Annotated in this window: 18 protein-coding genes and 3 pseudogenes; 12 read left to right on the top strand and 9 right to left on the bottom strand. The window is 41.7% G+C overall.

From position 1 onward, the window contains the following. Positions 1-10: 10 nt before the first annotated feature. Complete coding sequence (locus tag P3L44_RS04020) at positions 11-2,635, bottom strand: DUF637 domain-containing protein (RefSeq protein ID WP_272661648.1); 2,625 nt, start codon at positions 2,633-2,635, stop codon at positions 11-13. Between the two features lie 94 nt (positions 2,636-2,729). Between P3L44_RS04020 and P3L44_RS04015 the strand changes: the two are divergent. Then, positions 2,730-2,996: pseudogene (locus tag P3L44_RS04015) on the top strand (choline transporter); the annotation flags it as partial. A gap of 136 nt (positions 2,997-3,132) precedes the next feature. Here P3L44_RS04015 and P3L44_RS04010 read toward each other — a convergent pair. Continuing rightward, entirely contained in the window at positions 3,133-3,738 is a 606-nt protein-coding gene (locus P3L44_RS04010) for a hypothetical protein (RefSeq protein WP_272661649.1), read from the bottom strand. Further along, positions 3,735-5,255 (bottom strand): annotated as a pseudogene (locus tag P3L44_RS04005) (DUF637 domain-containing protein); the annotation flags it as partial. The gene P3L44_RS04010 and the pseudogene P3L44_RS04005, both read right to left, overlap by 4 nt. A 54-nt stretch (positions 5,256-5,309) precedes the next feature. Between P3L44_RS04005 and P3L44_RS04000 the strand changes: the two are divergent. Next, positions 5,310-5,576: pseudogene (locus tag P3L44_RS04000) on the top strand (choline transporter); the annotation flags it as partial. 108 nt (positions 5,577-5,684) lie between these two features. On the opposite strand, the gene cdiI reads toward P3L44_RS04000, so the two are convergent. From cdiI to hpaR, 6 genes are all read right to left on the bottom strand, one after another. After that, positions 5,685-6,098, bottom strand: coding sequence for a ribonuclease toxin immunity protein CdiI (cdiI, locus tag P3L44_RS03995; protein ID WP_162598835.1), 414 nt, complete (start codon positions 6,096-6,098; stop codon positions 5,685-5,687). A gap of 208 nt (positions 6,099-6,306) precedes the next feature. Further along, positions 6,307-6,582, bottom strand: coding sequence for a hypothetical protein (locus P3L44_RS03990; RefSeq protein WP_096864821.1), 276 nt, complete (start codon positions 6,580-6,582; stop codon positions 6,307-6,309). A gap of 393 nt (positions 6,583-6,975) precedes the next feature. Continuing rightward, a complete protein-coding gene (locus P3L44_RS03985) occupies positions 6,976-7,251 on the bottom strand; it encodes a hypothetical protein (RefSeq protein ID WP_407072567.1) in 276 nt (91 codons plus the stop codon). Then, positions 7,235-12,406, bottom strand: a complete 5,172-nt coding sequence (locus tag P3L44_RS03980; RefSeq protein ID WP_272661650.1) for a DUF637 domain-containing protein — start codon at positions 12,404-12,406, stop codon at positions 7,235-7,237. The genes P3L44_RS03985 and P3L44_RS03980 overlap by 17 nt, the downstream gene beginning before the upstream one ends. A gap of 24 nt (positions 12,407-12,430) precedes the next feature. Next, a complete protein-coding gene (locus P3L44_RS03975) occupies positions 12,431-14,104 on the bottom strand; it encodes a ShlB/FhaC/HecB family hemolysin secretion/activation protein (RefSeq protein WP_272661651.1) in 1,674 nt (557 codons plus the stop codon). A gap of 605 nt (positions 14,105-14,709) precedes the next feature. Then, complete coding sequence (hpaR, locus tag P3L44_RS03970; RefSeq protein WP_110592370.1) at positions 14,710-15,159, bottom strand: homoprotocatechuate degradation operon regulator HpaR; 450 nt, start codon at positions 15,157-15,159, stop codon at positions 14,710-14,712. Positions 15,160-15,589: 430 nt separating this feature from the next. On the opposite strand from hpaR, the gene P3L44_RS03965 reads away from it, so the two are divergent. The 10 genes from P3L44_RS03965 to hpaX all read left to right on the top strand — a co-directional run bounded on the left by P3L44_RS03965 (position 15,590) and on the right by hpaX (position 25,978). Next, positions 15,590-16,219 carry a fumarylacetoacetate hydrolase family protein gene (locus P3L44_RS03965; RefSeq protein ID WP_094962176.1) on the top strand — a complete coding sequence of 210 codons (630 nt, stop codon included), beginning with the start codon at positions 15,590-15,592 and terminating at the stop codon, positions 16,217-16,219. Next, positions 16,219-16,998 carry a fumarylacetoacetate hydrolase family protein gene (locus P3L44_RS03960; RefSeq protein ID WP_140172138.1) on the top strand — a complete coding sequence of 260 codons (780 nt, stop codon included), beginning with the start codon at positions 16,219-16,221 and terminating at the stop codon, positions 16,996-16,998. Before P3L44_RS03965 ends, P3L44_RS03960 begins: the two co-directional genes overlap by 1 nt. After that, positions 16,998-18,464, top strand: a complete 1,467-nt coding sequence (gene hpaE / locus P3L44_RS03955; protein ID WP_094962174.1) for a 5-carboxymethyl-2-hydroxymuconate semialdehyde dehydrogenase — start codon at positions 16,998-17,000, stop codon at positions 18,462-18,464. The genes P3L44_RS03960 and hpaE overlap by 1 nt, the downstream gene beginning before the upstream one ends. Before the next feature lie 240 nt (positions 18,465-18,704). Then, the gene (gene hpaD, locus P3L44_RS03950) at positions 18,705-19,586 is read left to right on the top strand and encodes a 3,4-dihydroxyphenylacetate 2,3-dioxygenase (protein WP_004905296.1); all 882 of its coding nucleotides are present in this window, start codon (positions 18,705-18,707) and stop codon (positions 19,584-19,586) included. 9 nt (positions 19,587-19,595) lie between these two features. Continuing rightward, positions 19,596-19,979 (top strand): 5-carboxymethyl-2-hydroxymuconate Delta-isomerase, encoded by a 384-nt coding sequence (locus P3L44_RS03945; RefSeq protein ID WP_004905302.1) that lies wholly within the window; start codon positions 19,596-19,598, stop codon positions 19,977-19,979. Positions 19,980-20,019: 40 nt separating this feature from the next. Beyond that, positions 20,020-21,246 carry a Bcr/CflA family multidrug efflux MFS transporter gene (locus tag P3L44_RS03940; RefSeq protein WP_004905316.1) on the top strand — a complete coding sequence of 409 codons (1,227 nt, stop codon included), beginning with the start codon at positions 20,020-20,022 and terminating at the stop codon, positions 21,244-21,246. Then, positions 21,243-22,706 carry an NAD-dependent succinate-semialdehyde dehydrogenase gene (locus P3L44_RS03935; protein ID WP_272661652.1) on the top strand — a complete coding sequence of 488 codons (1,464 nt, stop codon included), beginning with the start codon at positions 21,243-21,245 and terminating at the stop codon, positions 22,704-22,706. The genes P3L44_RS03940 and P3L44_RS03935 overlap by 4 nt, the downstream gene beginning before the upstream one ends. A gap of 119 nt (positions 22,707-22,825) precedes the next feature. After that, a complete protein-coding gene (gene hpaH / locus P3L44_RS03930) occupies positions 22,826-23,629 on the top strand; it encodes a 2-oxo-hept-4-ene-1,7-dioate hydratase (protein WP_004914311.1) in 804 nt (267 codons plus the stop codon). A 10-nt stretch (positions 23,630-23,639) separates the two neighbouring features. After that, a complete protein-coding gene (gene hpaI, locus P3L44_RS03925) occupies positions 23,640-24,446 on the top strand; it encodes a 4-hydroxy-2-oxoheptanedioate aldolase (protein ID WP_140172137.1) in 807 nt (268 codons plus the stop codon). Between the two features lie 164 nt (positions 24,447-24,610). Continuing rightward, the gene (hpaX, locus tag P3L44_RS03920; protein ID WP_094962172.1) at positions 24,611-25,978 is read left to right on the top strand and encodes a 4-hydroxyphenylacetate permease; all 1,368 of its coding nucleotides are present in this window, start codon (positions 24,611-24,613) and stop codon (positions 25,976-25,978) included. The last annotated feature ends 235 nt before the right edge of the window (positions 25,979-26,213 follow it).

The following is a 26,213-nucleotide window of genomic DNA, read 5'->3' as shown; positions in this document are numbered from 1 at the left end:
TATTACCCTATTAGTTTCTAGATGGTAATGGTTTTGCTCCAGCAGGAGCAGATTCAACTACAGTCCATCTACCATTTTCAATCAATTTATTAATATACTGCGAGTCACCTGTTTTAACATATATTTCTTTAGCTGCTACCATTCTATGATTGCCTTCTGATATATAATGAATACCTTTTTTATCGACGTATCCAGCAATAATACCTTCTGGTGCAGTGAATCTATAGTTATTGCTGAGCATATCTATTTTCATTTGATCTATTTGACTAGGATTTTTAAGGCCCGTTTGTGTACTTTTTATCATTAATGTTATTTCATCAGAGCCTAGTTTTGACACTGTAAATACACTCTTTTGTATAAGTTGTTTTCCTATCCAACCTAATGAAATAACTGAGGCTTGTATTTCAGGATCTGATATTAATACTGCTGCTTTTGTCCAACCCGGTGTTTTTGCGTTTATTTTATTTAAGTCTTGTGAGTTCCAATACATTAAGTATTGTTTTGCTAGGTCATTTTGCATGACATCAAAACCTAGATAACTAGCCCAGTAAGGCCTTTTAGCTAAATCAAATGCATTTGATATTCTCGTTTTAGTGATATCTTGTGTAACTAATGGGTTATTAGTTATTTCTACATCTAAATTGCCACTGTTTATTAAGCTGAACATAGCATATTTTTTTATTTGTGTAGCTTCGCAGTTTGTATTACCAGCACACTTTTGCATTTCATTATCAAAATCCATTGCAAGTTCATGAAGTAAGTGATTAAACCTGAAGGTACTTTCTCCCGAGTCCGCACCACTGTAGACCCCTCCGGCATTACCTGTGAATATAGCACCCGCAAATCCCCCCAACACGCGGGATAATTGAGCGTATTTCTCGGAATCTTTTTGCCATTCTTTTTCATTGATTAAATTGTTGTTTAGTGTGATCCCTGCTAACTGAACAGCAAGACTACCAACTATAGCTCCTTTGGCATTTCCACCTGCAATTTCAGCGCTAATCCCCGAAACTACAGTGTGACCTAAAAGCTTGCCTGAATGACCTAAGATGTCCCCTTTATCTCCAATCAGCTTGGCACCTTCGGCATTAATTTGACTCCCGATATTACTGAGTAAGGCATTCTTGAAGTTATCGGTGAAGCTGCCACCTTGGATCGTGGTATTCACGGTTGAACTAATCACAGATTGCGCGGCAACACGCTGAGCAACCTTATTCCAATCCCCATTACTTAATAAAGGTAACTTAGCATTCCCCGGATTCCCTTTTGTCCATCCCATTTTGACATCTAAACCATTAAGCGCCCCGGAGATCACCATTTGAGCAACAATAGATTTAACTGTTTCGCTTTTACCTAGTGAATTAAGCGCTTTGGATAGGTTTCCTTGGTTTTCAGCCAGTGCGATCGCTGCTTGTGTTGAAAGAGCTGTCATACCAGAGTAAGCCGCGCCTGATATCACTGCAGCACTCGTACCACTACTCCCCGACGCGGCCCAAGCCGCAAATTTTGTTGCTGTACCTGACGTCATCGCTGCAACAGTTATCATAATCAGCGCAGCAGCAACCGGGTTTAAACTCTGGCTTTTATAATCCCAACTGTCATAGGCGTCTTTAACTAAGTTCCACTGAACATCTTCACGGTCTTTTAAGCCTGCAAGCCACTGTGTACCTTCTGTTTTACCAAGAGCCTCTAAGGCATTTTCTAAGCTCTGACCATTTTTCGATTTAACATCCGCAGTGATCCCTTTATTCGCATCAACTGTTAGTTTTCCACCAATATGCAATGCAGGTAAAACCCATTTATCTGAGGTATAGCCTTTATTACGTTGGGTGATATAAAAACCGTTAGAATTTGTAATCACCTGTTCAAATTGCGAATTTTTGACCGCTTTAAAATTCACCTTACCCGTTTGGCTGGTGATTTTGGCATTCTTGCCCGCATTAATTTTGGTCGCTTCTAATGTGACATCATCCTTGGCATACAGATTAATATCGCCACCAGCAGTAAACTCAGTGACTTTATTGGTTTTATCACTGCGTGTTTTTCTCACTTCCTTTTTCGTAATACAAAGCGTCCATCTATTGCATTTCTTTTTATACTCTTCGAAGTAACTGCTTTCTTCCATGGCTTGGGCGTAGAGATACCCGCCTTTTGCCGCAATATCCATCGCACCTTTGGCAACGAGACGAGACGCTTGGAAAAGAATGCTCCCCTCTGACAAAATGGTCAGGGTTTTACCACTGTTAATTTCAGTGCCAATTTGGCGATATAAATCCTCTAAACGCTTACCTTCTTGTTTACGATAATGGGTTTTAACAGACTCTAAGCGCACATTACCGCCACTGGAAATCGTAATGTCACCCAGTGATTTTATGGTGCTACCTTGTGTGGTTAAGGCGCCATTGGAGGCCAGTGTGACGCCTTTGTCACCGGAAAGTGTCGAGGTCACATAACGTACATCTTGGTTATCTTCATTGGGGTTGGGAATGGCAGAGTAAGCGGTAGCGGTTAATTTAAGATCACGGCCAGAAAGTGCAATAATTTTGTCTTTGGACTGAAGGTTAGCCGACTGCAAGTCAATATCACGGGCTGCATTTAACGTGATATTGCCATTTGCGATGAGTTTAAAACGCAACTTGAGTCTCGCATTATTGCTGCTGTTGCTGATTGTGATATAGAAACCGACTGCTCTGTTATTTAAATCATGTGGGAAGGACTGGTAATTTAGCTTTGAAGTGGATTTAGGCGAAGATATGAATTTTTTATACGAAGTTCGCCTTCGTTACTATATTCAACCGTCATTTGCGTTATCGGGTATGGGTACTGAAACAGATGAAGAAAAAAGCGAAGAACAACGCTACTATCGCGCTGAAATTCACTTAAAAGAAGGTGGGCAAGACTACGATGTGATGGGCTGGGCAAAAGAGCAAATCATCCACGATATTCTTGATCAGTATGAAAAACATATTCATTTCTTACACTTATTGGGTAAGTAAGCCAAAAAGAGTGGGAGTGAACATTAAAGACTGAAGTTTATACAGTAATAACCGCCATCTTTATATAAAGATGGCGGTTATTTATGATACATTCCAAACTTTCGCCATGTTTTATTTTTTCGTATAGCCCATAATCTTAACCATGGTACATACGAGGAAAATACTCACTAATTTTGTCGTTATCAAATAACTGGTCTACAGTGAAATCAATGGTATCAGATACCGCAATTCCATGGCGCAATTCCTCAGGAAAGTCTTCAATTGAAGCATAAATAGTCGGCATCAAATAACGAAAATAATCCCCCATCTTAGTTTCACCTTCATAGCCGACAGGATAATCATCTCCAGGGTTATTGCCTTCTATAGCTTGATAAATAAAAAAACCTTTATTTAATGGTAAGTTATAATCCGAACAAGCTTTTAATCTATCAAATTTATCTTTTAAGTATTTCTCAACTTCAGACTTTGTGTTTAAGAAACGAAAAAAATAATGAGAATACAAGTCTAAAATAACCGAGCCTTTTTTATCTTCGGGGTAATCTACAAATATGGCAGACTCTTCCCATTTATATTCATTCAATTGATCAAGCAATTCTTCAAAATTTTCCAAAGAGAGAAGTGCATTAGGTAACCATCCCCAATTATTGTTAACCACAACCGCGATTTTTCCATTTTTATCCATAGCAAACCAAGTATAGATAGTTCCAAAACTTGGTTTCCAGTCATTTGCTAATGTACTCATTTATGTGCTCCTGTTGGCCATGTAGCTTGACAATTTTTGCATGTATCCACTAAAGCTGCCTCATTGATTTTCGAATCTTCCCAAACAATCCTTGGCCTAACTGGTTGAGTAAATTTAATATTTTCCGGTTTAACTCCTTCCCTTATTAATTTATCAGCAGCTGATACTTCAGCACAAGCACCAACAGAATTGTTACAGAGTTTAGTGTACTCACCTATTTCAACACCAAGTTGCTTTTTAAGATAAAGAACTGTTCTATCATCTAAAGCTTCCGCGCTGACTTTACCATTACTAAATCCAAATGCTGTTTTCCCTGTAGAAGGATCATAAGCACCAATCCCAACTGCAAACTTCTCGGCTTGTGATTTAGAATTTAATTTATTAATTTCCTCAACCAATTTGTTAGTCGCAGAGGCATGCAACTGCTCTTTTTCTATGATGGGGGTTAATTTTGAGATATTAAGCTTACCAGATGTTAATAACTCTTTTGAGGTAGTTGGTATTGCATTTTTTAATGATTTAAGGGCCTCCTCAGAGTTTGCTACAACCTTAATGCCAGCTCCCCCAATTGCGGCTGTCGATATAGCAGCTTCAGGTGCGGCTATATCGGCCGCTACTAAGCCTAGCTTAGTAGCGCAAAAACTGACGCTGGCTTTACATCCAGCGAAGCCTAATTTTAGCCCTTCCGCAATTTCTGGAGTTGCTGCAACAACTATTTCACCTCCGAGTATGATGACAACCCCCCCAACGGCAACTAAGCCCACCACTCCTGCAGCTTGTTCTCTTGCGGCAACTCTTTGTGCAGCAGCTTTATCTCCTTTAGCCGCCGCCATCATATCCAGATTGTTCTCTATAATGATTTGCTGTAACTGATGCTCTGTATAATTATACGTATATACCAACTCGGCAGAATTAGCGGCAGAAAAAGCGCCTTCTGGCTTATGGGTAATTAATGCCCCTGCAAATCCACCTAATACTTTAGTGAATTGAGTTTTGGCGTCATTACCCTTGATAGCATCTTGTAGCAATGCGAGTTGTCTTTCTTGCTCATTGATATATTTGGGCTCAAACAATTTACTGTTCAATGTTATTGCAGCTAACTCTGCCGCTAACGCACCAACAACGGCGCCTTTGACATTAGCCCCAGATATTTCGGCACTCAATCCTGCCAATGCCATATGGCTAAGTGTCTTTCCTGCATGACCGATGATTTTTCCCTGTTTATCTACATATAAATACTGGAACTTGTCGCCTATCAGGTTAGCCCCTTCGGCTTGAATTTGCCCTGCCACACGCTGCGCGACTTGAGTCCAATTCCCGTCACTGAGCTTTGGTAAGGTCACTTTGGCGGGATCAGTGACTTTGCCATATAACGCAATATCAAACCCTTCAAGTGAACCCGCAATAATCATACTGGCAACAATTGATTTTGCAGTATCACTTTTCCCTAGGCTAGATAAGGTTTTTGACAGGTTTCCTTTGCTCTCGACTAACGCGACAGACCCTTGAGAAACGAGTGAGGCAAACCCCGGAGTGCGAAATGCCTGCTCGAATGACTGTCCTTCTTTGGTTTTGAAGTGGACTTAGGCGACGATATGAACTTTTTCTATGAAGTTCGCCTCCGTTACTATATTCAACCGTCATTTGCCTTAGCGGGTATGGGCACAGAAAGTGATGATGAAAAGAGTGAAGAACAACGCTACTACCGCGCTGAAATTCACTTAAAAGAAGGTGGGCAAGACTACGATGTGATGGGCTGGACAAAAGAGCAGATCATCCACGATATTCTTGATCAGTACGAAAAACATATTCACTTTTTACACTTATTGGGTAAGTAGCCTAGCATCGACGTATTATCTCGAATGCGTCGATAAAAATTCACAGGCGGCTAAAATTATAGCCGCCTGTTTTTATTCAATTATCTATTAATACAATAGAATCCTATTTTATAACATTTGCATTTTTGATAATAAATTACTTACGCTAGCTAAGTCTTCAGGATGAACCTTTAAATATTTTTCACAAGCTAATCTGACATAGTAGAAGCAAGTTTCTTCACTGACGACTATTTCATCATCTTTTTCTGGAGGATAACCTATTGCAAAAAAAACACCCTCTTTAAAAATCATATCATCTAAAAATCCATCATACTCACAAGCAAAATGACAATATGCACCATCAGCACTATAGCCTATCTTTTGAACTATGTGGTCTACAACATCTAAGAAACGGTGATCATTATACATCCGGTCAAAATAAGTTTTGATGACCCAATCTTGATGGTCATAATTGTTTTTATCCTCATAATTATAAGGTAATCCAAACAATAAATGATTTAATTCATCAAAAGACTCATTCATATAAATTATTCCTATTGAGGATGAAAATTACTAACACCTTTAGTTTTGGGATCTAAATAAACTCTAAAGTGTATTAGTGTCGATAAGAATTCACAGGCGGCTAAAATTATAGCCGCCTGTGAATTCAATCTTTTTTGCTCAATTCTATTGAACTTAGAGCTATCTACCCCCTATCATTGGGGCTTACTGATTGTTATTACCAGATTTCTTATAATAATTTTGCAGGAAGTATTACGTCTTTGCCTTTAACATAATCCCATACCAAGGTGAATATCTTTTTATATATCGAGCTTTCATATTGTGATAGGTGCATTAATAGTTTTGATAGTTCATCCGATGATCTCATGACTGATATCTCCCCCCCTTCAGGATACGCTATAAAAACGTGACTAACACCGTTTATCGATATAGTTAAAAAAGCCTTTCCATTAATATATTGTATATTATTAAGATATACACTACTGACTAAAAACGGCATTTCCATTCCAAGGCCCCTCTAAAAATTCTCGTAGTGTCATTTGATAGCTCGTGCTTTTTTGTTGGGATTAACATATCAAAAGCAGGCAAATACACAATTTAAATTACAGTCTAGGCCGCCCTCCCCCCGGCAGAAAAAACTGAACTAGATTTGACCTGACAGACACCTTATAAATAACCGGTAACTGTAAGGTCTGAGCTAATACATATAAGGCTTCGTCGGATAAACCCTCCTTCAAGTCAAAACACCTCACAGTGGATGAACCGTATATTTCTGCTCAAATGGCCTCGCTGATCCAACAAACCCATTCAAATACTGGAAGCCTCATCAAGCTCACTCAGGTTATCAATAGGAGACTGTTACAAAATTTGAATAATGATTCTAGCGTAGAACCATGTTTTAAATTAAATTAGCTGGTAGAGATATATTTCTGCCTTCGATATAATCCCAAGTTATCTCACTTAAAAATTTAGATATTTCTGGTTTATATGGCATTATAGACATTATTAACTTATCGAGTTCATCCGTATAATTTATACCTTTTATTCCTTTAGCCTCAAATATACTTGCCATGAAAAATTTAGTTTCTTTATTGACACTAAAACCATAGCTAATATTTTTCGTTGTATTATCATAATCTATTGATAATAAAAATATATTATGGTTTGTAGACACTATGTCCATTCCATGCATCCTTAAATTCGTTAACTTTCATTGTGTACCGTGTTCCTTTAAATGGATCGTTGATTATTACATTACCTCCATTGTCTACGCCTTTAACAACAACCCAATGACCAACTTTATTACCTGAGTCCCACATCATTGCACTCCAAGAACCGGTACGATTTAATGACTCAAAACTTGAGGAAGAAACATTATTAGCAACCCAACCGCTATCAACTTTATTTAGTTTATTGGCAAGTGAATTCATTGATGTTAATTCTGTACCTAATTTAATCTGAGATGTGAAAATATTACGATCTTTTAATATCATTTCCCCACATGCAGCGCCACAACTAGTCGGCGTCACCTGTTTCACTACAGTTGGGTCAACGATTTCATTCATGACATTCCAGTTACCTCCAGCCCCTCCTTTTAATGGTTTCCGCTGAAGGGCCGTGCCTGTTGTTTTGATCAATCGCCCCATAACGGCTACAGCTCGTTCTAATGGTAACGATGTTAATAGTGCAATTGCGTAATCTTTAGTATCCTTGGCCTGTGCTAATGCCATCATAGTATCTGAAACGGGAAGATGCTCTAATATTAACTTTACAGGGTCTTCTCCCCCAGCACCGTTAAGATAATTTTTCCGAATACTACGTTTTTCTTGCTCCGTAAGGCTGCTATCACTCGCTAATACTTTTTCAAGTTCAAAACCACTTGCGAAAAAGTTATCGCCCGTATTTCCAAAAAAATTATGGTAATGGTGATTAAAAAGAAATACATTTTCTGCGGCATTAGCACCACTGTATGCACCACTCGCTTCACCTGTATAAATACCGCCAGATAAAGCCCCAACCACCTTGATTATTTGAGTATCTGCATTTAAATTATTTTTACTTTTGTTATCAAGAGATAGTGCAGCCAATTCAGCGGCTAATGCACCAACAACGGCTCCTTTTACATTGCCACCACTAATTTCTGCACTTAGTGCAGCCAAACCCGCATGACTAAGAGCTTTTCCTGTATGTCCTAGAATATTTCCCTGTTTATCTACATATAAATACTGGAATTTATCGCCTATCAGGTTAGCCCCTTCAGCTTGAATTTGCCCTGCCACATTACTGAGTAGGGCTGTTTTAAAGTTTTCACTAAAGCTCCCACCTTGGATCGCTGTTCCGATGGTTGAGCTGATAGCACTTTGCCCTGCCACACGCTGTGCGACTTGAGTCCAATTTCCATCACTGAGTTTTGGTAAAGTCACTTTGGCCGGATCTGTCGCTTTGCCATATAACGCGATATCAAATCCTTCAAGTGAACCCGCAATAATCATGCTGGTCACAATTGATTTTACGGTATCACTTTCCCCTAGACTGGATAAGGTTTTTGACAGGTTTCCTTTATTCTCAACTAATGCGACAGACGCTTGAGAAACAAGTGAGGCAAACCCCGCCTGTGCCGCAGCAGAAGCCATTGACGCTGTCGTCGCTGAAGCCCCCATGCTTGTGGCAGTCGAGCTCGCAAGTCCACCAACACTGGCGGCTGTAGAGGTTCCATAAGTAGCAGCCGCTACAGCAATGGCAATCACAGCACCTACGACTGGATTAAGGCTTTCAGTTTTTATATCCCACTGGCTATAAGCATCTTTTACAACAGCCCAATTGATGTTTTTGTTATTTTTAACGTCCCCGAGCCACTCATACCCCGGAGTGCGACTTAATATGGCTAGCGCCTGCTCGAATGACTGTCCTTCTTTGGTTTTAACATCCGCAGTAATCCCTTTATTCGCATCAACAGTCAGTTTTCCACCAATATGCAATGCAGGTAAAACCCATTTATCTGAGGCATATCCTTTATTACGTTGAGTGATATAAAACCCTTTTGAATTTGTAATCACCTGTTCAAATTGCGAGTTTTTGACAGCTTTAAAATTGACCTTGCCCGTTTGGCTGGTAATTTTGGCATTTTTCCCTGTATTTATTTTTGTGGCTTCTAGTGTCACATCATCTTTTGCCAATAAATTAATGTCGCCACCTGCGGTAAACTCAGTAACTTTATTGGTTTTATCACTGCGTGTTTTTCTCACTTCCTTTTTCGTAATACAAAGTGTCCATCTATTGCATTTCTTTTTATATTCTTCGAAGTAACTGCTTTCTTCCATGGCTTGGGCATAGAGATACCCGCCTTTTGCCGCAATATCCATCGCACCTTTGGCAACGAGACGGGACGCTTGGAAAAGAATGCTCCCCTCTGACAAAATGGTCAGGGTTTTACCACTGTTAATTTCAGTGCCAATTTGGCGATATAACTCTTCAAATTTTTTCCCTGACTGTTTTCGATAATTCGTTTTGACCGACTCTAAGCGTACATTCCCTCCGCTTGAGAGTGTGATATCACCTAGGGATTTGATTGTGCTGCCTTGTGCGGTGAGTGCGCCATTGGAGGCCAGTGTGATGCCTTTGTCACCAGAAAGTGTCGAAGTGACATAACGTACATCTTGGTTATCTTCGTTGGGGATTGGAATGGCAGAGTAAGCGGTAGCGGTTAATTTAATATCACGGCCTGAAAGTGCAATAGTTTTGTCTTTGGATTGGAGATTAGCAGATTGCAAATCAATATCGCGAGCCGCATTTAACGTAATATTACCATTCGCAATGAGTTGAGAGCGTAGCTCTGGGTAGCGATTGGTCTTGAATACATTGTCGACATCTTTAATCGCTTTTGAGCCTAACAAAATATCTTGGCCTGCATTGAACGTCAGTGATTTTCCACTGTTGAAGGCAATGCCACGCGCTTCAATATTTTTACCTGCGGTGAGGTTTATTTCCCCTGAACTAGCCCAGTTTCCTGTTTTTGTGAGTAACGCATTAATATTGGTGACAGGCTCTGAAACCGCGAGTTTCATGAAATTGGATTCATCGCGATGAATAACAATATTGTCATTGGCACTGAGGGTAAGTTTATTCGTTTTGGCTAACTGCGCATTATCAAAAGTGATATTTTTACCCGCTTGGATATGTAACGAATTTGCGGCATTGAGAACCGGGGGCGATAATACATTCTCTTTAAAGGCAGAAACGGGGTTTAAACTGTATTGAAGATCGCCATTTTTCGCAATTAAGGTGCTGTCTTTAGCCGTTAAATTGACTTGTTTAAGATTAAGGTCGTTATTGGCAATTAGGCTTTGTGATTGTTTTGCAACCAGTTGTGCATCATGAATATTGATGTTTTGACCAGCGATAATAGACAGATCATTTTCAGACTGTAAGTTAGTAGAAATATTTATATTATTAGAATTTAAGACAATATTTTTTGCAGTAATGGCAAAAGATGCATTACCTACTTGTACTATTTTTGCTATGGGCTTTTCAGTATTAGGAAGTTTACTTTCAAGATTAATGGCGTTTTTAAAATCAAGAACAACATTATTTCCAGCAGATATCGTTTTATAATTTAAGGCTTCGGGAGCCCAAGAATAAAGTTTATCGATTAATTTAAAATCTACCGGCTCACTAACATAAAAAATATCATAAGTTCCGTCATCATCACTTTCATCTGCAAATTTTCCTAAATCTGCATTAGATGTATCATATTTATACCAAAGATTTAACTTGCCTGAGTTAAAAGAGGATATTGATGCATTTTGTCCTGTCAATATCACATTGTTTTTTGCTGCAATTTTTCCAAAGTCGCTAACTAAATCATTTGCATTAATATAGGCATTCTTTCCTGATGCGATACCCCCAATATTTCCCAAATTCAAATACTGTTTTCGTTCAACATTAATGCTGTCACTGTTGATCAAATCCATCTCCCCAAACCATTTTTTATAGGGAAAATCTTCTAATCGAGGGTAGAGTGAAATAATTGATACAACTCCCTGCCTAGTACCAAAAAAGGAAGATACATAAGTGCCATTTTTGTCACTGGTAGTCGCATCTATATTGGAAATTTTTATTGGGGATGCCATTGCTGTATTTGTTAGTTTCTTAGTCCGAACAACTAAATCCCCTGTATTGGTCTTTATCGTCCCTGACTTATTCTCAATCAAGGTACTCAAATCCCCTTTGGCATTTTTTTGCATCCACAGATTATCTTGTGCTTGAATAAGCGCACTATTGCCCGTATTGCTTATTGAATCAGCAAAGACACGCATATCTTTGCCTGCGGTAACTTGACCATTGTTGATAAGAGTATTGGTGGCCAATGTGATGTCTTTGGCGGCATTCACGTTGACATTAGCGTTAATGTGCAGGTTTTTGGTGCTGATATTGATGTCTTTTTTCCCTTGAATATTGCCTGCAAGGGTAATTTTGCCATCGACGGTTAACGTCAGGTCATTTTGGTTGGTTTGCACATTGCTGAGGTTAATCCCAACCCCTGATTCCGTACTGACCAATTTCACTTGATTGACATACATTCCACCCAGTGCTTTGGTATCTACGGAAATACTGGGTTTTGCCCCTTCACCCGCAATCGGTGTTACGGTGCCTTTTTGAAAATCAACACGGTTGGTGCCTTGCATCAGGGTCAGGTTCTTGGCTTTGATTTGCCCATTCAATTCGGTGGCACGGCTGATAATATCGGCATAAGTTTGCGCTTCGGTATTCATGCCATTGGCACCGATAACCACACTGCCTTTTTTCACCTCAACCGCAGATAAAGCCCCCTTGTTATCCAGAATAGGTTTTCCCGTGGTTAAGGTAATCGCAGGGGTATTCACAAAGCTACAGCCATTGCAGGTAATCCCATTCGGGTTAGCAATTAAGACATTCGCCCCTTTGCCTGCTACTTCCAACTTACCTTGTAATTCTGAGCGGTTACTGCTGGTAACTTCGTTGATAATCAGATTGGCGGCATTTCCCTTTAAATTGGCATTGGCTTTGATTTGCCCTGCAATTTGGGAATTCACATTAGTGGTGGCGTTATTGAGTACCGCACCTTGTTTATCCACATTAAATTGTTGGAATTTATTGTGTGATATCCCCGCCCCATTCGGCGTGGCGATATTAATAATCGGGACGTTATTTTGTTGGCTGATTTGGGTATTTTTATCGGCCGCCGTCATGGCTGCTCCCCAAGCGGGATGTAAGGGGTAGACAACGGTTAAGAAAATAAGGGTATAACTTAATAACCGTTTAGGCTGTGAAGGCAATTGTTCATTTAGCATAAATAATCCTTTAAAAACGTAAAGCTACAGAGAGAATGAGACCGACCAATAAGCCGACCAATTGTCTGGTTTAAGTTGTGAGGGATAATGCAACGGTTTACTGAGTAGAAACTGAGAATAAAACAGGCTATTACCAATAAAAGAGAGGCCAACGGCTCCGCCGGCTAAAGTGTCAGGTTCAACATGGTATTTATCTGAGGCAATAAACCCGTAATCTAACGCGCCGATAAAACGCAGTTGCCCAATTGCCGTATTGGCGATGTCTTTATTAATTTCATTACGCCAATAGCCACCTCGGTTACCACTCAAAGATTGCTCATGGTAACCACGGACAGAATACTGACCTCCAATACTTATGCGTTCAATGCCGTATAAGTTATCGGGCGAATATTGACCGTAAAATGAGGTTAAATAAGTCAAACCATTGGGAAAAAAATACTGATAACTGCTACTTAGACTGAATTTGCGGTAATGGCTGCGCGGTGAGTCTTTCGCGAGGGTGTCCGGTGATGCACCAAAGGCAGATATCCCCCATTCAACGGCAGGGTTAAACGTGAAGTAACCTTGCCCGAGGGTAGTGCTGTACTGCGGGGTAAATGAGAGCGAGGTTAAAGTTGGGTTGCTGATACTCAGGGTTTGGGAAGCTAACTGTGTGTTGGCATTTTTATGTTTTAAGCTACTTTGTAGTGTTAGCCGTTGCTTCCCATCACGATAAATTAAGCGGCTGATATCAAGCTGCTGATTGGTATTTTTGCCTTCATAGCGATATTGCTGCCCCGATGTATAAAACCGCTGTAACGTACTGTTACGATAAAACTGGTAACGATAAGACCAGTAACCATAAGGGGCATTGATTGCCGCAACAGCGTAACGACTGTGATGGGAGCGACTGAAGTCAGTATCGCTACTGGCACTTAATGACCATTGCTCACCAAACCCTAACGGGGAATCTACCGTTAAACTCCCCGTAAGTAGCTGTTTTCCCGTTGCCTTCATACCCGTGTTATCGAGGTTTAGCTGGCTCGTGATAGGCCATTTTTTCCCTTGTTGATGAATAATAACCCGAGAATAGCCATTTTGGCTTCCTGGTTGGATATCGATAGTGTACTTAGCGGACGATAACCGGTTGAGTTGCTCCAACCCTTGTTCAATATCCCGTAGATTTAATATTTTGCCTTGTTGATGAGGAAATATTTGATGAACTAAACGCTCAGGGGAATTCTCAATCTCGATTGTTTCAATGCGCCCTTCAATCACTTGTAATAACAATTGATGTGAGGATAAATCTTGCTCTGGAATGATGGCCTGAGAGGTTATAAACCCCTGTTCCATATAGTAATTAGTCACATGTTTGGTGAGCTCATGTATTTCACTCAGTGTGAGGCAGCGTTTTAAATAAAGTGAGGTTAACTGAGTTTGAGTTTTAGTCGTCAGCTGTGTGGCACCGGCAAACTGAATCTTATCGACCGGGAAACAGATTTTATTTTGGGAAGGAGATGGCAATGCATCTTCAATGGAAATAGTGCTTTGTTTTTCCAATAAGTTACGTTGGATTAACTCTGACTCTAACCGTTGTTTTTGTTCAAATTGAACACTTTCCTGTGCAGAGGGGAGTAGTTGATTTTCTGTGTAGCCATAGGGCGAAATTATGAATAACGATAAATATAATAAACGCCACAGAATGCGATAATTTGTCATATTATTTAAATTTTCGTCACGAACGGTAAATTTATCGTAATGTATCTTATTCTCACTAACTATTTTTAGATAAAAAATATTCACCATGACTAAAATTTAATAGTTTCATGTCTAATGCGGTTTTTTTATGTTGTTTTCATTCCATTATTTCGGTTAATGCTTCATTAACAATAAAATTTAATATTGCACACTGAAAATCAATCGATTGATTTTATTAGAAAATAATTTACTGAAGAATTTGTCACAAGTAGCCCTGCAGGTAATTTCGCAATTGTAAAAAGGATATGACAGTGGGGAATTTAGAACTTATCTAATGAGTAAAAGTGAAGTTCGATTGCAGTGAATCTACAGGGAAAGGGAATTATTCAAGTGATAACTATACTCTAAATAATTCGAATTGTAGGAAAGCACCAATTGAAGATAGTCAGATGAGCATACATCAGTATGTGACCCAAATAACCGAGATATGACCAATATTTAAATTTCTAAATAGTTCGAACTCTAGCAAGGCGGCAATTGAGGATAGTTTGGGGAGCATACATCAATATATGACCCAAATAGCCGAAAGAAGCCAACACAGCTAGAGCTCGAAATATGACGAAAATTTAGGCGCTTTTCCGCTTATTCATCTCACTATAATCTGGGCTCTCTAAAGCGATTAACTCATCCAACAACGCGGTCAATTGCTGCATTTTCTCTGGCGAAAAAGCCAGCTCGATTTTTTGATAACCTTCTTCCACTTCCTGCCGTGCTTTGTCATACAGCTCTTGCCCTGCTGGTGTCAAAGAGACATATAATTTGCGCTGATCATTCAACGGTTTTAAGCGGAAAATTAAACCTTCGCGCTCCATACGGGTTAGGATCCCCGTTAAACTTGGGCGCAGAATACAGGTTTGGACTGATAATTCATGAAAATCAATTGAACGCTTATCAGCTAAAACGCGAATGATACGCCATTGCTGTTCAGTCAAATTATACGACTTTAATATCGGCCGGAAAAAACCCATTGCGGTTTCCCTTGCCTGCAATAATGCAATTGTCAATGATTCATGCATAAGCTTAAAACTCACCACTTAATTAACGTTATTTAGCCTAATTTAGGTATTTTATGGCGGCTGCCACAGTGCTTTATTGGCACAATGCTTTAGTGAAACCTTTGGTTATCACCATGAATTTCTACATCGCCAATTTGCCTTATTCAAGAGTAGCACGGTCAAATAACAATCTCAAAGAAAAACCCTAAAATATTAATGAATAAATAATTTAAAATCCAACTTTAAAGTTAATTTTTTGTAAATCAAAAAAAATTGAAAAAATAATAAATTCATTTATAACAGCATCTTACAAAAAGATAACTCAATTATGTTAATGAGATCACAATTAAAATTAACATTTCCATAAACCTATTGCTAATTTAAAAATTATACTTTATTAATATATTAATAATTACTCGAAAGTTGAATTCTTTTCATTAAGGAGTTGTCAATGAAAGGCACTGTATTTGCCGTTGCCCTCAATCATCAAAGCCAGCTTAGCCACTGGCTTGAGGCATTCCAGCAAGCCCCTTATAAGACCCCACCAAAAACCCCTGTGTGGTTTATTAAGCCGCGTAATACGCGTATCAATTCAGGCGAGCAAATTTTGCACCCTGTAGGTGAAGAAGTGCAAAGTGGCGCTACGCTTGCTTTGGTGATCGGTAAAAATGCACGCAAAGTCAGTAAAGAGGATGCTCATCAATTTATTGCTGGGTTTGCGCTGGCAAATGAAGTGAGCTTGCCAGAAGACACCTTCTATCGCCCTGCAATTAAAGCAAAATGCCGTGATACTTTCTGCCCAATCGGTGAAATGGTGGCTACTTCACTAAATACTCCTGTCGATATCATCACCCTAGTGAATGGCAAAGAAGTGGATCGCTGGTCAACAAAAGATCTGATCCGCGATGCTAGCGAGTTAGTGGTTGCATTAAGTGACTTCGCCACCTTAAAGCAAGGGGATGTGATCCTGCTCGGAACGCCACAGCAACGCGTCACCATCAAACCCGGTGATGACGTGGTTATCCAAGCGGAAGGCTTTCCTAGCCTGAAAAATACCGTTGTGGCAGCAGGAGGAAAATAATGTCTACGATAACAAAACGCGCCAAAATCCTTTTTAAAGGCACTGAATATTCCGTCACCGTTGGTGATAACGAAGCCATTACGTTACCTAATGGGGATGTAGTCACGGGTGATTCTCCTGATGTTGAATGGTTACCTCCTGCTCAAGGGACGTTATTTGCCCTTGGTTTGAACTATGCAGACCATGCTGCCGAATTAGAATTTAAGCCACCTGAAGAACCTTTAATTTTCTTAAAAGCAGAAAGCAGCTTAACGGGCCACCGCCAAGTTTCTGTTCGCCCTGATAATGTTGAATATATGCATTATGAGTCTGAGTTAGTGGTGGTGATTGGAAAAACGGCTCACAAGGTCTCAAGAGAAGATGCCATGGATTATGTCGCAGGTTATACCGTGTGTAATGACTATGCGATCCGTGACTATTTAGAGAACTATTATCGCCCAAATTTACGTGTTAAGAGCCGCGATACCTTAACGCCGATCGGCCCTTGGATTGTCGATAAAGATGCCATTAAAGATCCCCATAACTTGGCTTTATACACCTATGTTAATGGTGAATTACGTCAAAAAGGCACCACTGCCGATCTAATTTTCGATATTCCCTTTTTAATTGCTTACCTCAGTGACTTTATGACACTGCAACCGGGAGACATGATTGCGACAGGGACACCAAAAGGGTTGTCTGATGTCGTGCCGGGTGACGAAGTCATTGTTGAAGTTGAAGGTGTTGGCAAACTGATCAACACCATTATCAGCGAAAAAGACTATGAGGAACGTGTGTAATGACTAAGATTAATCATTGGATCAACGGTAAAAACGTTGCTAGCAAAGACTATTTTGAAACCACCAACCCTGCAACGGGTGAAGTACTCGCTGAAGTCGCAGCGGGTGGACAAGACGAAATCAACCAAGCCGTTGCCGCAGCAAAAGACGCATTTCCAAAATGGTCCAATACCCCGATGAAAGAGCGCGCTCGCTTAATGCGTCGCCTTGGTGAATTGATCGACGAAAATGTCCCGCAAATTGCAGAAATGGAAACCAAAGACACTGGTTTGCCTATTCACCAAACTAAAAACGTGTTGATCCCACGCGCTTCACACAACTTTGAATTCTTTGCTGAAATTTGCCAGCAAATGAATGGCCGTACTTACCCTGTTGATGACAAGATGATGAACTACACCTTGGTTCAACCTGTGGGTGTCTGTGCGCTGATTTCCCCATGGAACGTGCCATTTATGACCGCAACATGGAAAACCGCCCCTTGTTTAGCACTGGGTAATACTGCGGTTCTGAAAATGTCTGAGTTATCACCATTATCAGCGAATCGCCTTGGTGAACTGGCTCTGGAAGCCGGTATTCCAGCAGGCGTTTTGAACGTGGTTCAAGGCTACGGTAGCACTGCGGGAGATGCTTTAGTCAAACACCATGATGTCCGTGCGGTTTCCTTTACTGGGGGCACGGCCACTGGCCGCACCATTATGCAAAATGCAGGCTTGAAAAAATACTCCATGGAATTAGGGGGTAAATCACCTGTATTAGTCTTTGAAGATGCGGACATTGAACGTGCACTCGATGCCGCTCTGTTCACGATTTTCTCCATTAATGGCGAACGCTGTACTGCGGGCTCACGTATTTTCATTCAAGAAAGCATTTACCCTGAGTTTGTTAAACGCTTTGCGGAACGTGCAAACCGCTTGATCGTCGGTGACCCGAACGATCCAAAAACCCAAGTGGGTGCATTGATCAGCCAACAGCACTGGAACAAAGTTTCGGGTTACATTCGCTTAGGTATGGAAGAAGGCGCAACCTTGTTAGCGGGCGGACCAGACAAACCGACCGATCTACCTGATCACCTGAAAGGTGGTAATTTCTTACGCCCTACAGTACTGGCTGATGTCGATAACCGTATGCGTGTCGCCCAAGAAGAGATCTTTGGGCCTGTGGCTTGTTTAATTCCGTTTAAATCTGAAGAAGACGGTTTACGCATGGCAAATGATATTGAGTACGGCCTTGCTTCGTATATTTGGACGCAAGATGTCAGCAAGATTTTACGTTTATCACGCAGTATTGAAGCTGGAATGGTGTTTGTTAACACCCAAAACGTGCGTGACCTGCGCCAACCATTCGGTGGTGTCAAAGCCTCCGGTGTAGGCCGTGAAGGTGGCGAGTACAGCTTCGAAGTGTTCGCAGAAATGAAGAACGTGTGTATCTCCTACGGAGACCACAACATCCCTCGCTGGGGTGTGTGATTCATAAATTTATTTTATTTATCAATTAGATACCCATGAAAATTTGAACTGTAAATGATTCATGATAAATAATAGCTACAACAAATTATGGGTAAACTCGTTCCTTACCCTAAATAGTTTGAGTTGTAGCTAGGCGGCAAGCGAAATCATCCCTATGAGCATACATGAGTATGTGATTAGGGTGGTTTTGTGCGGCCAACACCGCTACAGCTCAAAATATAACGGGTAAGAGAGGATGAAATGGGTAAGTTGGCACTCGCCGCAAAAATAACACACGTCCCATCCATGTACCTATCAGAACTACCAGGTAAAAACTTTGGATGCCGCCAAGCCGCTATCGATGGGCATAAAGAAATCAGCCGCCGCTGCCGTGAATTAGGCGTTGATACCATCATCGTTTTTGATACGCACTGGTTAGTCAACAGCGCCTATCACATTAACTGTGCTGACCACTTTAAAGGTATTTACACCAGTAATGAACTTCCACATTTTATTCGCGATATGGAATATGAATACGATGGGAACTCGGTATTAGGCCAAATGATTGGTGAGGAAGCGCGTAAGTTAGGTGTTCGTGCTCAAGCTCATGAAATCCCAAGCTTAACCCTTGAGTATGCGACATTAGTTCCTATGCGCTATATGAATAGTGACCGTCACTTTAAAGTTATCTCAATTTCAGCATTCTGTACTTCCCATAGTTTTGAAGACAGCCGCAAATTAGGTGAAGCCGTACTAACCGCGATTGAAAAATACGATGGCACCGTCGCTGTATTAGCGAGTGGTTCATTATCACACCGCTTTATTGATGACCAAAAAGCCGAAGATGGCATGAACAGCTACACGCGTGAATTTGATGAGCAAATGGATAAACGTGTCGTCAAACTTTGGCGTGAAGGTCGTTTTGAAGAGTTCTGCAAAATGTTGCCTGAGTACGCAGATTACTGCTATGGAGAAGGCCATATGCACGATACTGTGATGCTGCTAGGTATGTTAGGTTGGGATAAATACGCTGAGAAAGTGGAAGTTTTAACTGACTTGTTTGCCAGCTCAGGCACAGGGCAAATCAATGCCGTGTTCCCACTGCCAAGCTATATTACTGATAAACAAGCTGTCACCGCATAAGGAATTGTTATGCCTCATTTTTATGCAGAATGTACAGAAAATATTCGTGATGAAGCTCAACTACCTGAGCTCTTCGCCAAAGTGAATGAAGCCCTCGCGGGAACCGGTATCTTCCCATTAGGTGGCATTCGTAGTCGTGCTATTTGGCTGGATACTTGGCAAATGGCCGATGGCAAGCACGATTATGCTTTTGTCCATATGACGTTGAAGATCGGTGCTGGGCGCTCTCTTGAAGATAGGCAAAAAACGGGGGAAATGATTTTCGACCTGATCAAAACCCATTTTGCCGATTTAATGGCAAAACGCTACCTCGCACTGTCTTTTACCATGGAAGAGCTTGATCCTGTTTTAAATTATAAACAGAACAATGTTCATGCCTTGTTTAAGGGCTAAGAGTTTAAAGCTTTATTCTTCGTTTTATTGAGAGGGCAAGATGGTTAAAAATTTCGATAAACACATACCGCACTACTTGATTCCATTACTGGGGTCATTAGTGGCATTCGGTCCATTGTCTATCGATATGTACCTCCCTGCCCTCCCTCAAATGGGAATTGCATTACAGGCCACTCAAGGGCAAATGCAGTACACCCTTGGGGCTTTTTTTGCTGGTTTCTGCGTGGGAATGCTGTTTTATGGCCCATTAAGTGACCTTCTTGGCCGGCGGAAAATGTTGTTAAGTGGCCTTGCCATTTTCACTATTGCCAGTTTGTTATGCGCACAAGCCACCAACGCAAATACCTTGATTGTATTCCGAGCGCTGCAAGCTTTTGGTAGTGGAGCGGCCATTGTTATGGCTAGGGCGATTGCAAGGGATGTTTACCCTGCTCATGAACTACCTAAAGTGCTGTCATTAATGACACTTGTGACCATGATAGCGCCATTACTGGCACCGCTATTAGGTGGTTTTTTACTCGTTCATTTTCAGTGGCAAGTGATTTTCTATTTGCTGGCAGTAATTGGCTTGGCTTCGGTGTGTGCGATTTTTTTCTTACTCCCTGAAACGTTAACCCACCAGCGCGGTTCTGAAAATATACTTTGTGTCGCTTTTAAGAATTATGCACAGGTGCTCACAGACCGAGAAGCACTGAGTATTATTGGCACCATGGCATTCTCTTTTGCCGGTATGTTTGCCTTTATCAGTGGTTCACCGTTTGTGTACATCAATTATTTCGGTGTTTCTGAACAACATTATGGTTTGCTGTTCGGTTGTAACATCTTGGGGATGATTGTCATGTTGTTGTTGAACGTTAAACTGCTAAAAACCTATAGTTTAACGCGCATACTGACTATGCAAAGTGGGTTTCAATTAGCATTTGGTCTGCTGTTACTCATATTTTACCAACAAAGTTTGCCCATAATTGTTATTCTAGTCGTGCTGTTCTTATCGATGGTCAATGCTATCGGCACCAACAGTTTGTCACTATTACTGCAACATCGCGGGAAAATTGCAGGAAGTGCCAGTGCACTTGCTATTTCTATTCAGTTTGCCTTAGCGGCTGTCGCCAGCGTTGCAGTTTCTGTATTACAAGATGAATCCCCATTCGCTATGGCACTTGTTATGGCGCTGTGTGCCGGGTTAAGTTTTGTTAGCCAACAGCTATCAGCTAAAAATATCCGCCCACAAGTCCAATCAGTGTCTTCGGAGAACAACGAAAAATGAGCATAAATACCAATTCTACATTATTTCGCCAACAAGCTTATATCAACGGCCAATGGGTTGATGCCCAAAATAAAAGTGTGTTTGAGGTCACTAACCCAGCCAATAACGAAGTTATCGCTAACGTCAGCAATGTCGGTGCTTTAGAAACCCAACAAGCTATCGAAGCCGCAGAAAAAGCCCTGCCTGCATGGCGTGCTAAAACCGCCAAAGAGCGCAGCCAAATTTTAAATAAATGGTTCCGTTTAATGATGGATAACCAAAAAGAACTGGCTGAGTTACTCAGTGCTGAGCAAGGTAAGTCGATCACTGAATCGATGGGAGAAATTGCCTACGGTGCCAGCTTTATTGAGTGGTTTGCTGAAGAAGGTAAACGTGTATATGGGGAAACCATTCCATCACCTTTACCGGGGCGTCGCCTTGTGACGATAAAACAACCCGTGGGGGTGGTTGCGGCTATCACACCGTGGAACTTCCCAAACGCCATGATCACCCGCAAAGTCGGTCCTGCGCTTGCAGCTGGCTGTACGATGGTATTAAAACCTGCGGCAGAAACACCATTATCTGCATTAGCATTGGCAGCGTTAGGAGAAGAAGCCGGTATTCCTGCTGGTGTATTTAACATTGTCCCAGGTACGGATGCTAAAGCTATTGGCGGCGTGATGACCTCTAGCCCAATCGTTCGTAAGCTCACGTTCACGGGTTCAACACGAGTTGGTAAATTGCTGATGGAACAGTGCGCTAACACCGTGAAAAAAATGTCTTTGGAACTCGGTGGTAACGCGCCATTTATCGTGTTTGATGATGCCGATTTAGATGCAGCAGTGCAAGGCGCTTTAGCGGCTAAATTCCGCAATAGTGGGCAGACTTGTGTGTGTGCTAATCGCATTTTAGTCCAAGAAGGCGTTTACGATGAATTTGCGGCTCGTTTAGCAAAAGCCGTGAATGAACTGAAAATCGGCCCTGCCACACAAGCAGACTCACAGCAGGGTCCTCTGATTAATCAAGCCGCAGTCGATAAAGTCACTGAACATATTGCTGATGCCGTTTCCCACGGTGCAAAAGTCATCGCTGGTGGTAAATCGGCAGAATTAGGTGGCTTGTTCTTTGAACCAACCGTAATTACTGGCGTCACTGAGTCTATGAAAGTGGCCAAAGAGGAAACTTTCGGCCCACTGGCGCCATTATTTAAATTCCGCGATGAGCAAGAAGCGATTGATCTTGCCAATGATACTGAATTTGGCTTGGCATCTTATTTCTATTCAAAAGATATCGGGCGTATCTACCGTGTTGCTGAGGCATTAGAAAGCGGCATGGTGGGTATTAATGAAGGCATTATTTCAAATGAAGTGGCCCCATTTGGTGGCATTAAGCAGTCAGGTCTGGGGCGTGAAGGTTCACGCTACGGAATCGAAGATTACTTGGAAGTGAAATACCTCTGCTTTGGTGGTCTTTCCAATTAGTTAAATTGAGTACCGCTGGGTACGCATTCAATTTACACCTTGAATAGTCCGAGTGCAGCAAAGCGCTTTAGTGCAGCGCTGCTCTCGAAATAGAATAGGTGAATAGGAGTATTAACAGCATGTTACAAAAAGATGTCATATCACAAATCGCGCAGCGCCTAAATCAGGCTGAAAAATCACGTGAGCAAATCCGTCAGATCTCACTCGATCACCCAGAAATGACGATCGACGATGCTTACGCTATCCAAAAAGAGTGGGTTGGCGTGAAAATTGCTGAAGGACGTGTGCTAAAAGGCCATAAAATTGGGCTAACATCCAAAGCCATGCAGGCAAGTTCACAGATTGATGAACCTGATTACGGTGCGCTTCTTGACGATATGTTTTTTGATGACGGCTGTGATATTCCAACAGACCGCTTTATCGTACCGCGTATTGAGGTTGAATTAGCATTCGTACTGGCGAAACCATTACGCGGGCCAAATTGCACCATCTTTGATGTGTATAACGCGACTGATTATGTGATCCCAGCCCTTGAGCTGATCGATGCGCGTTGTCATAACGTTGACCCTGAAACCAACCGCCCACGCAAAGTGTTCGACACCATTTCAGATAACGCAGCAAATGGCGCGGTAATTTTAGGTGGTCGCCCAATCAAGCCTCGCGATTTGGATATGCGTTGGATTAGCGCCCTTTTATATCGTAATGGCGTCATTGAAGAATCTGGCGTGGCAGCCGCTGTACTCAACCACCCAGCAAATGGCGTGGCATGGTTAGCAAATAAATTAGCACCGCATAATGTGCAACTTGAGCCTGGTCAAATTATCTTAGGTGGCTCATTTACACGCCCTGTTCCGGCTCGTAAAGGTGATGTGTTCCACGTTGATTACGGCAATATGGGTTCAATTAGCTGCCGCTTCGTGTAAGGAAAATGGCATGGATATTTTAGAAAATAAATTTAAGAAAGCACTAAAAAGTGGTCAACCGCAAATCGGTTTATGGCTTGGCTTGTGCAGCCCATATAGTGCTGAATTACTTGCTGGTGCAGGCTTCGACTGGTTATTAATTGATGGTGAACATGCACCAAATAATGTGCAAACGACATTATCTCAATTACAAGCGATCGCCCCTTATCCGTCACAGCCCGTGGTACGGCCACCGTGGAATGATCCGGTGATCATTAAGCAATTACTGGATATTGGCGCACAAACCCTTTTGCTACCGATGGTACAAAATGCAGAGCAAGCCAAGCAAGCTGTGCGCGCAACACGTTACCCGCCAGCTGGGATACGCGGTGTCGGCAGTGCTTTGGCACGTGCTTCTCGTTGGAACCGAGTACCTAATTATTTAACCCGTGCCAATGATGAAATGTGTGTGATAGTACAGGTTGAAACCCGTGAAGCCATGAATAACCTTCCCGATATCCTAAAAGTTGAAGGTGTCGACGGTGTGTTTATCGGCCCTGCGGATCTTAGCGCAGATATGGGCTTCTCAGGGAACCCTAACCACCCTGAAGTCAAAGCCGCAATCGAAAAAGCGATTTTACAAATTCGTGAGGCTGGCTTGGCACCCGGTATTTTAATGGCAGCCCCAGATGTCGCTGAACATTATCTTAAACTCGGCGCACTATTTGTTGCCGTCGGGGTTGATACCACGCTACTAGCACGTACCGCAGAAGCGCTAGCAGCAAAATTTGGTAAAACCGTCTCAGAGGTGGCCTCGAGTACACCAAGCGTTTATTAATTATAACTGTCTCTAAATAAGTTAATTTTAACCCTACAGACAAATAACTTAATTAGATAAATAAGAAATCAATATCGCAACATTGGGCAGACAGCACCATGACTGCCTACTCGTCCCTTGTACCTATAATAATCTGTAAAAGAAAGAATTGAGGGCCCTACAATATGAGTAATCAACAACTTGCAAGCACTAACCCTGCTGAACAACATAAAAATTTAACCGAACCGCAGCAGCGAGTGATTAATAAGTTATTTAAACGTCTCATTGTATTTTTATTTGTGCTATTTGTTTTTTCCTTCTTAGATCGTATTAATATTGGCTTTGCGGGTCTAACCATGGGGAAAGACATCGGCCTAACTTCCACCATGTTCGGCTTAGCCGCCACCTTGTTCTATGCCACTTATGTGATTTTTGGTATTCCAAGTAACATCATGTTGGGGATTGTTGGTGCTCGCCGCTGGATAGCCACCATCATGGTACTTTGGGGTATCGCTTCTACAGCCACCATGTTTGCCACAGGGCCAACCAGTTTATACGTCCTACGGATGTTAGTGGGTATCGCTGAAGCGGGCTTCTTACCCGGGATTTTAGTTTATTTGACTTACTGGTTCCCTGCCTATTTCCGCGCTCGTGCTAATGCCTTATTTATGATTGCGATGCCAGTCACCATGGCATTCGGCTCACTCGCATCCGGTTATATTCTAGGTATGGATGGCATTTTAGACCTAAAAGGTTGGCAATGGCTGTTCCTACTAGAAGGTTTCCCATCCGTGATCCTCGGTGTGCTAGTTTGGTTCTATCTTGATGATTCGCCGAAAAAAGCTAAGTGGTTGACCCAAGAAGACAAAGACACACTGCAAGAAATGATGGACCAAGACCAGCTGGAACTCGTACAGCCACATGGTTCCAAAAGCCATACCGCATTGCAGAACAAAAGCTTATGGAAAGAAATTTTCACCCCAGTGATCTTAATGTATACCGTCGCTTATTTCTGTTTAACCAATACGTTAAGTGCGATTAATATCTGGACCCCGCAGATCATGCAAAGCTTCAATGAAGGCAGTAGTAATGCCATGATTGGGCTATTAACTGCAATCCCACAGTTTTGTACTATCTTAGGAATGATCTATTGGAGTCGCCGTTCTGATAGGTTACAAGAACGGAAAATGCATACTGCACTACCGTATTTATTTGCGGCCGCAGGATGGGTGCTCGCTGCGATGACAAGCCATCCCGTCATTCAATTGATTGGTATTATTATGGCCTCAACAGGTTCATTTACTGCGATGGCTGTATTCTGGACAACCCCAGATCAATCAATCAGTTTACGTGCTCGTGCCATCGGTATTGCGGTTATCAACGCAACAGGTAATATAGGTTCCGCCGTCAGCCCACTCCTTATCGGTTGGCTGAAAGACCAAACCGGTAGCTTTAACTCTGGCCTCTATTTTGTGGCAGGCCTATTGGTGGTCGGTGCGCTGTTAGTCATTGCTATCCCAATGAAAAACTCAAGGCCAAGGGCAACACCTTAAACGGTAAAACTGTTGAGTTTTAATAAATTAAGTGCTGCAACAGATTGGAAAAGTTGAATTTATTTAATCCGTCCCCTAAATATTGTTCAAAATAATTCAAGTTGCAGCTAGGCGGCAAGCGACGATATCTCGGGGAGCATACATGAGTATGTGACTCGAGTAGCGGAGTGCAGCCAACAACGCTGCGGCTTGAAGAATGAAGAACAATTCGAGTTGCAGCTAGGCGGCAAGCGAG

Source organism: Providencia sp. PROV175 (assembly GCF_032707045.1).
Taxonomy (GTDB): Bacteria; Pseudomonadota; Gammaproteobacteria; order Enterobacterales; family Enterobacteriaceae; genus Providencia; species Providencia hangzhouensis.
This window is presented reverse-complemented; position numbering and strand designations above follow the sequence as displayed.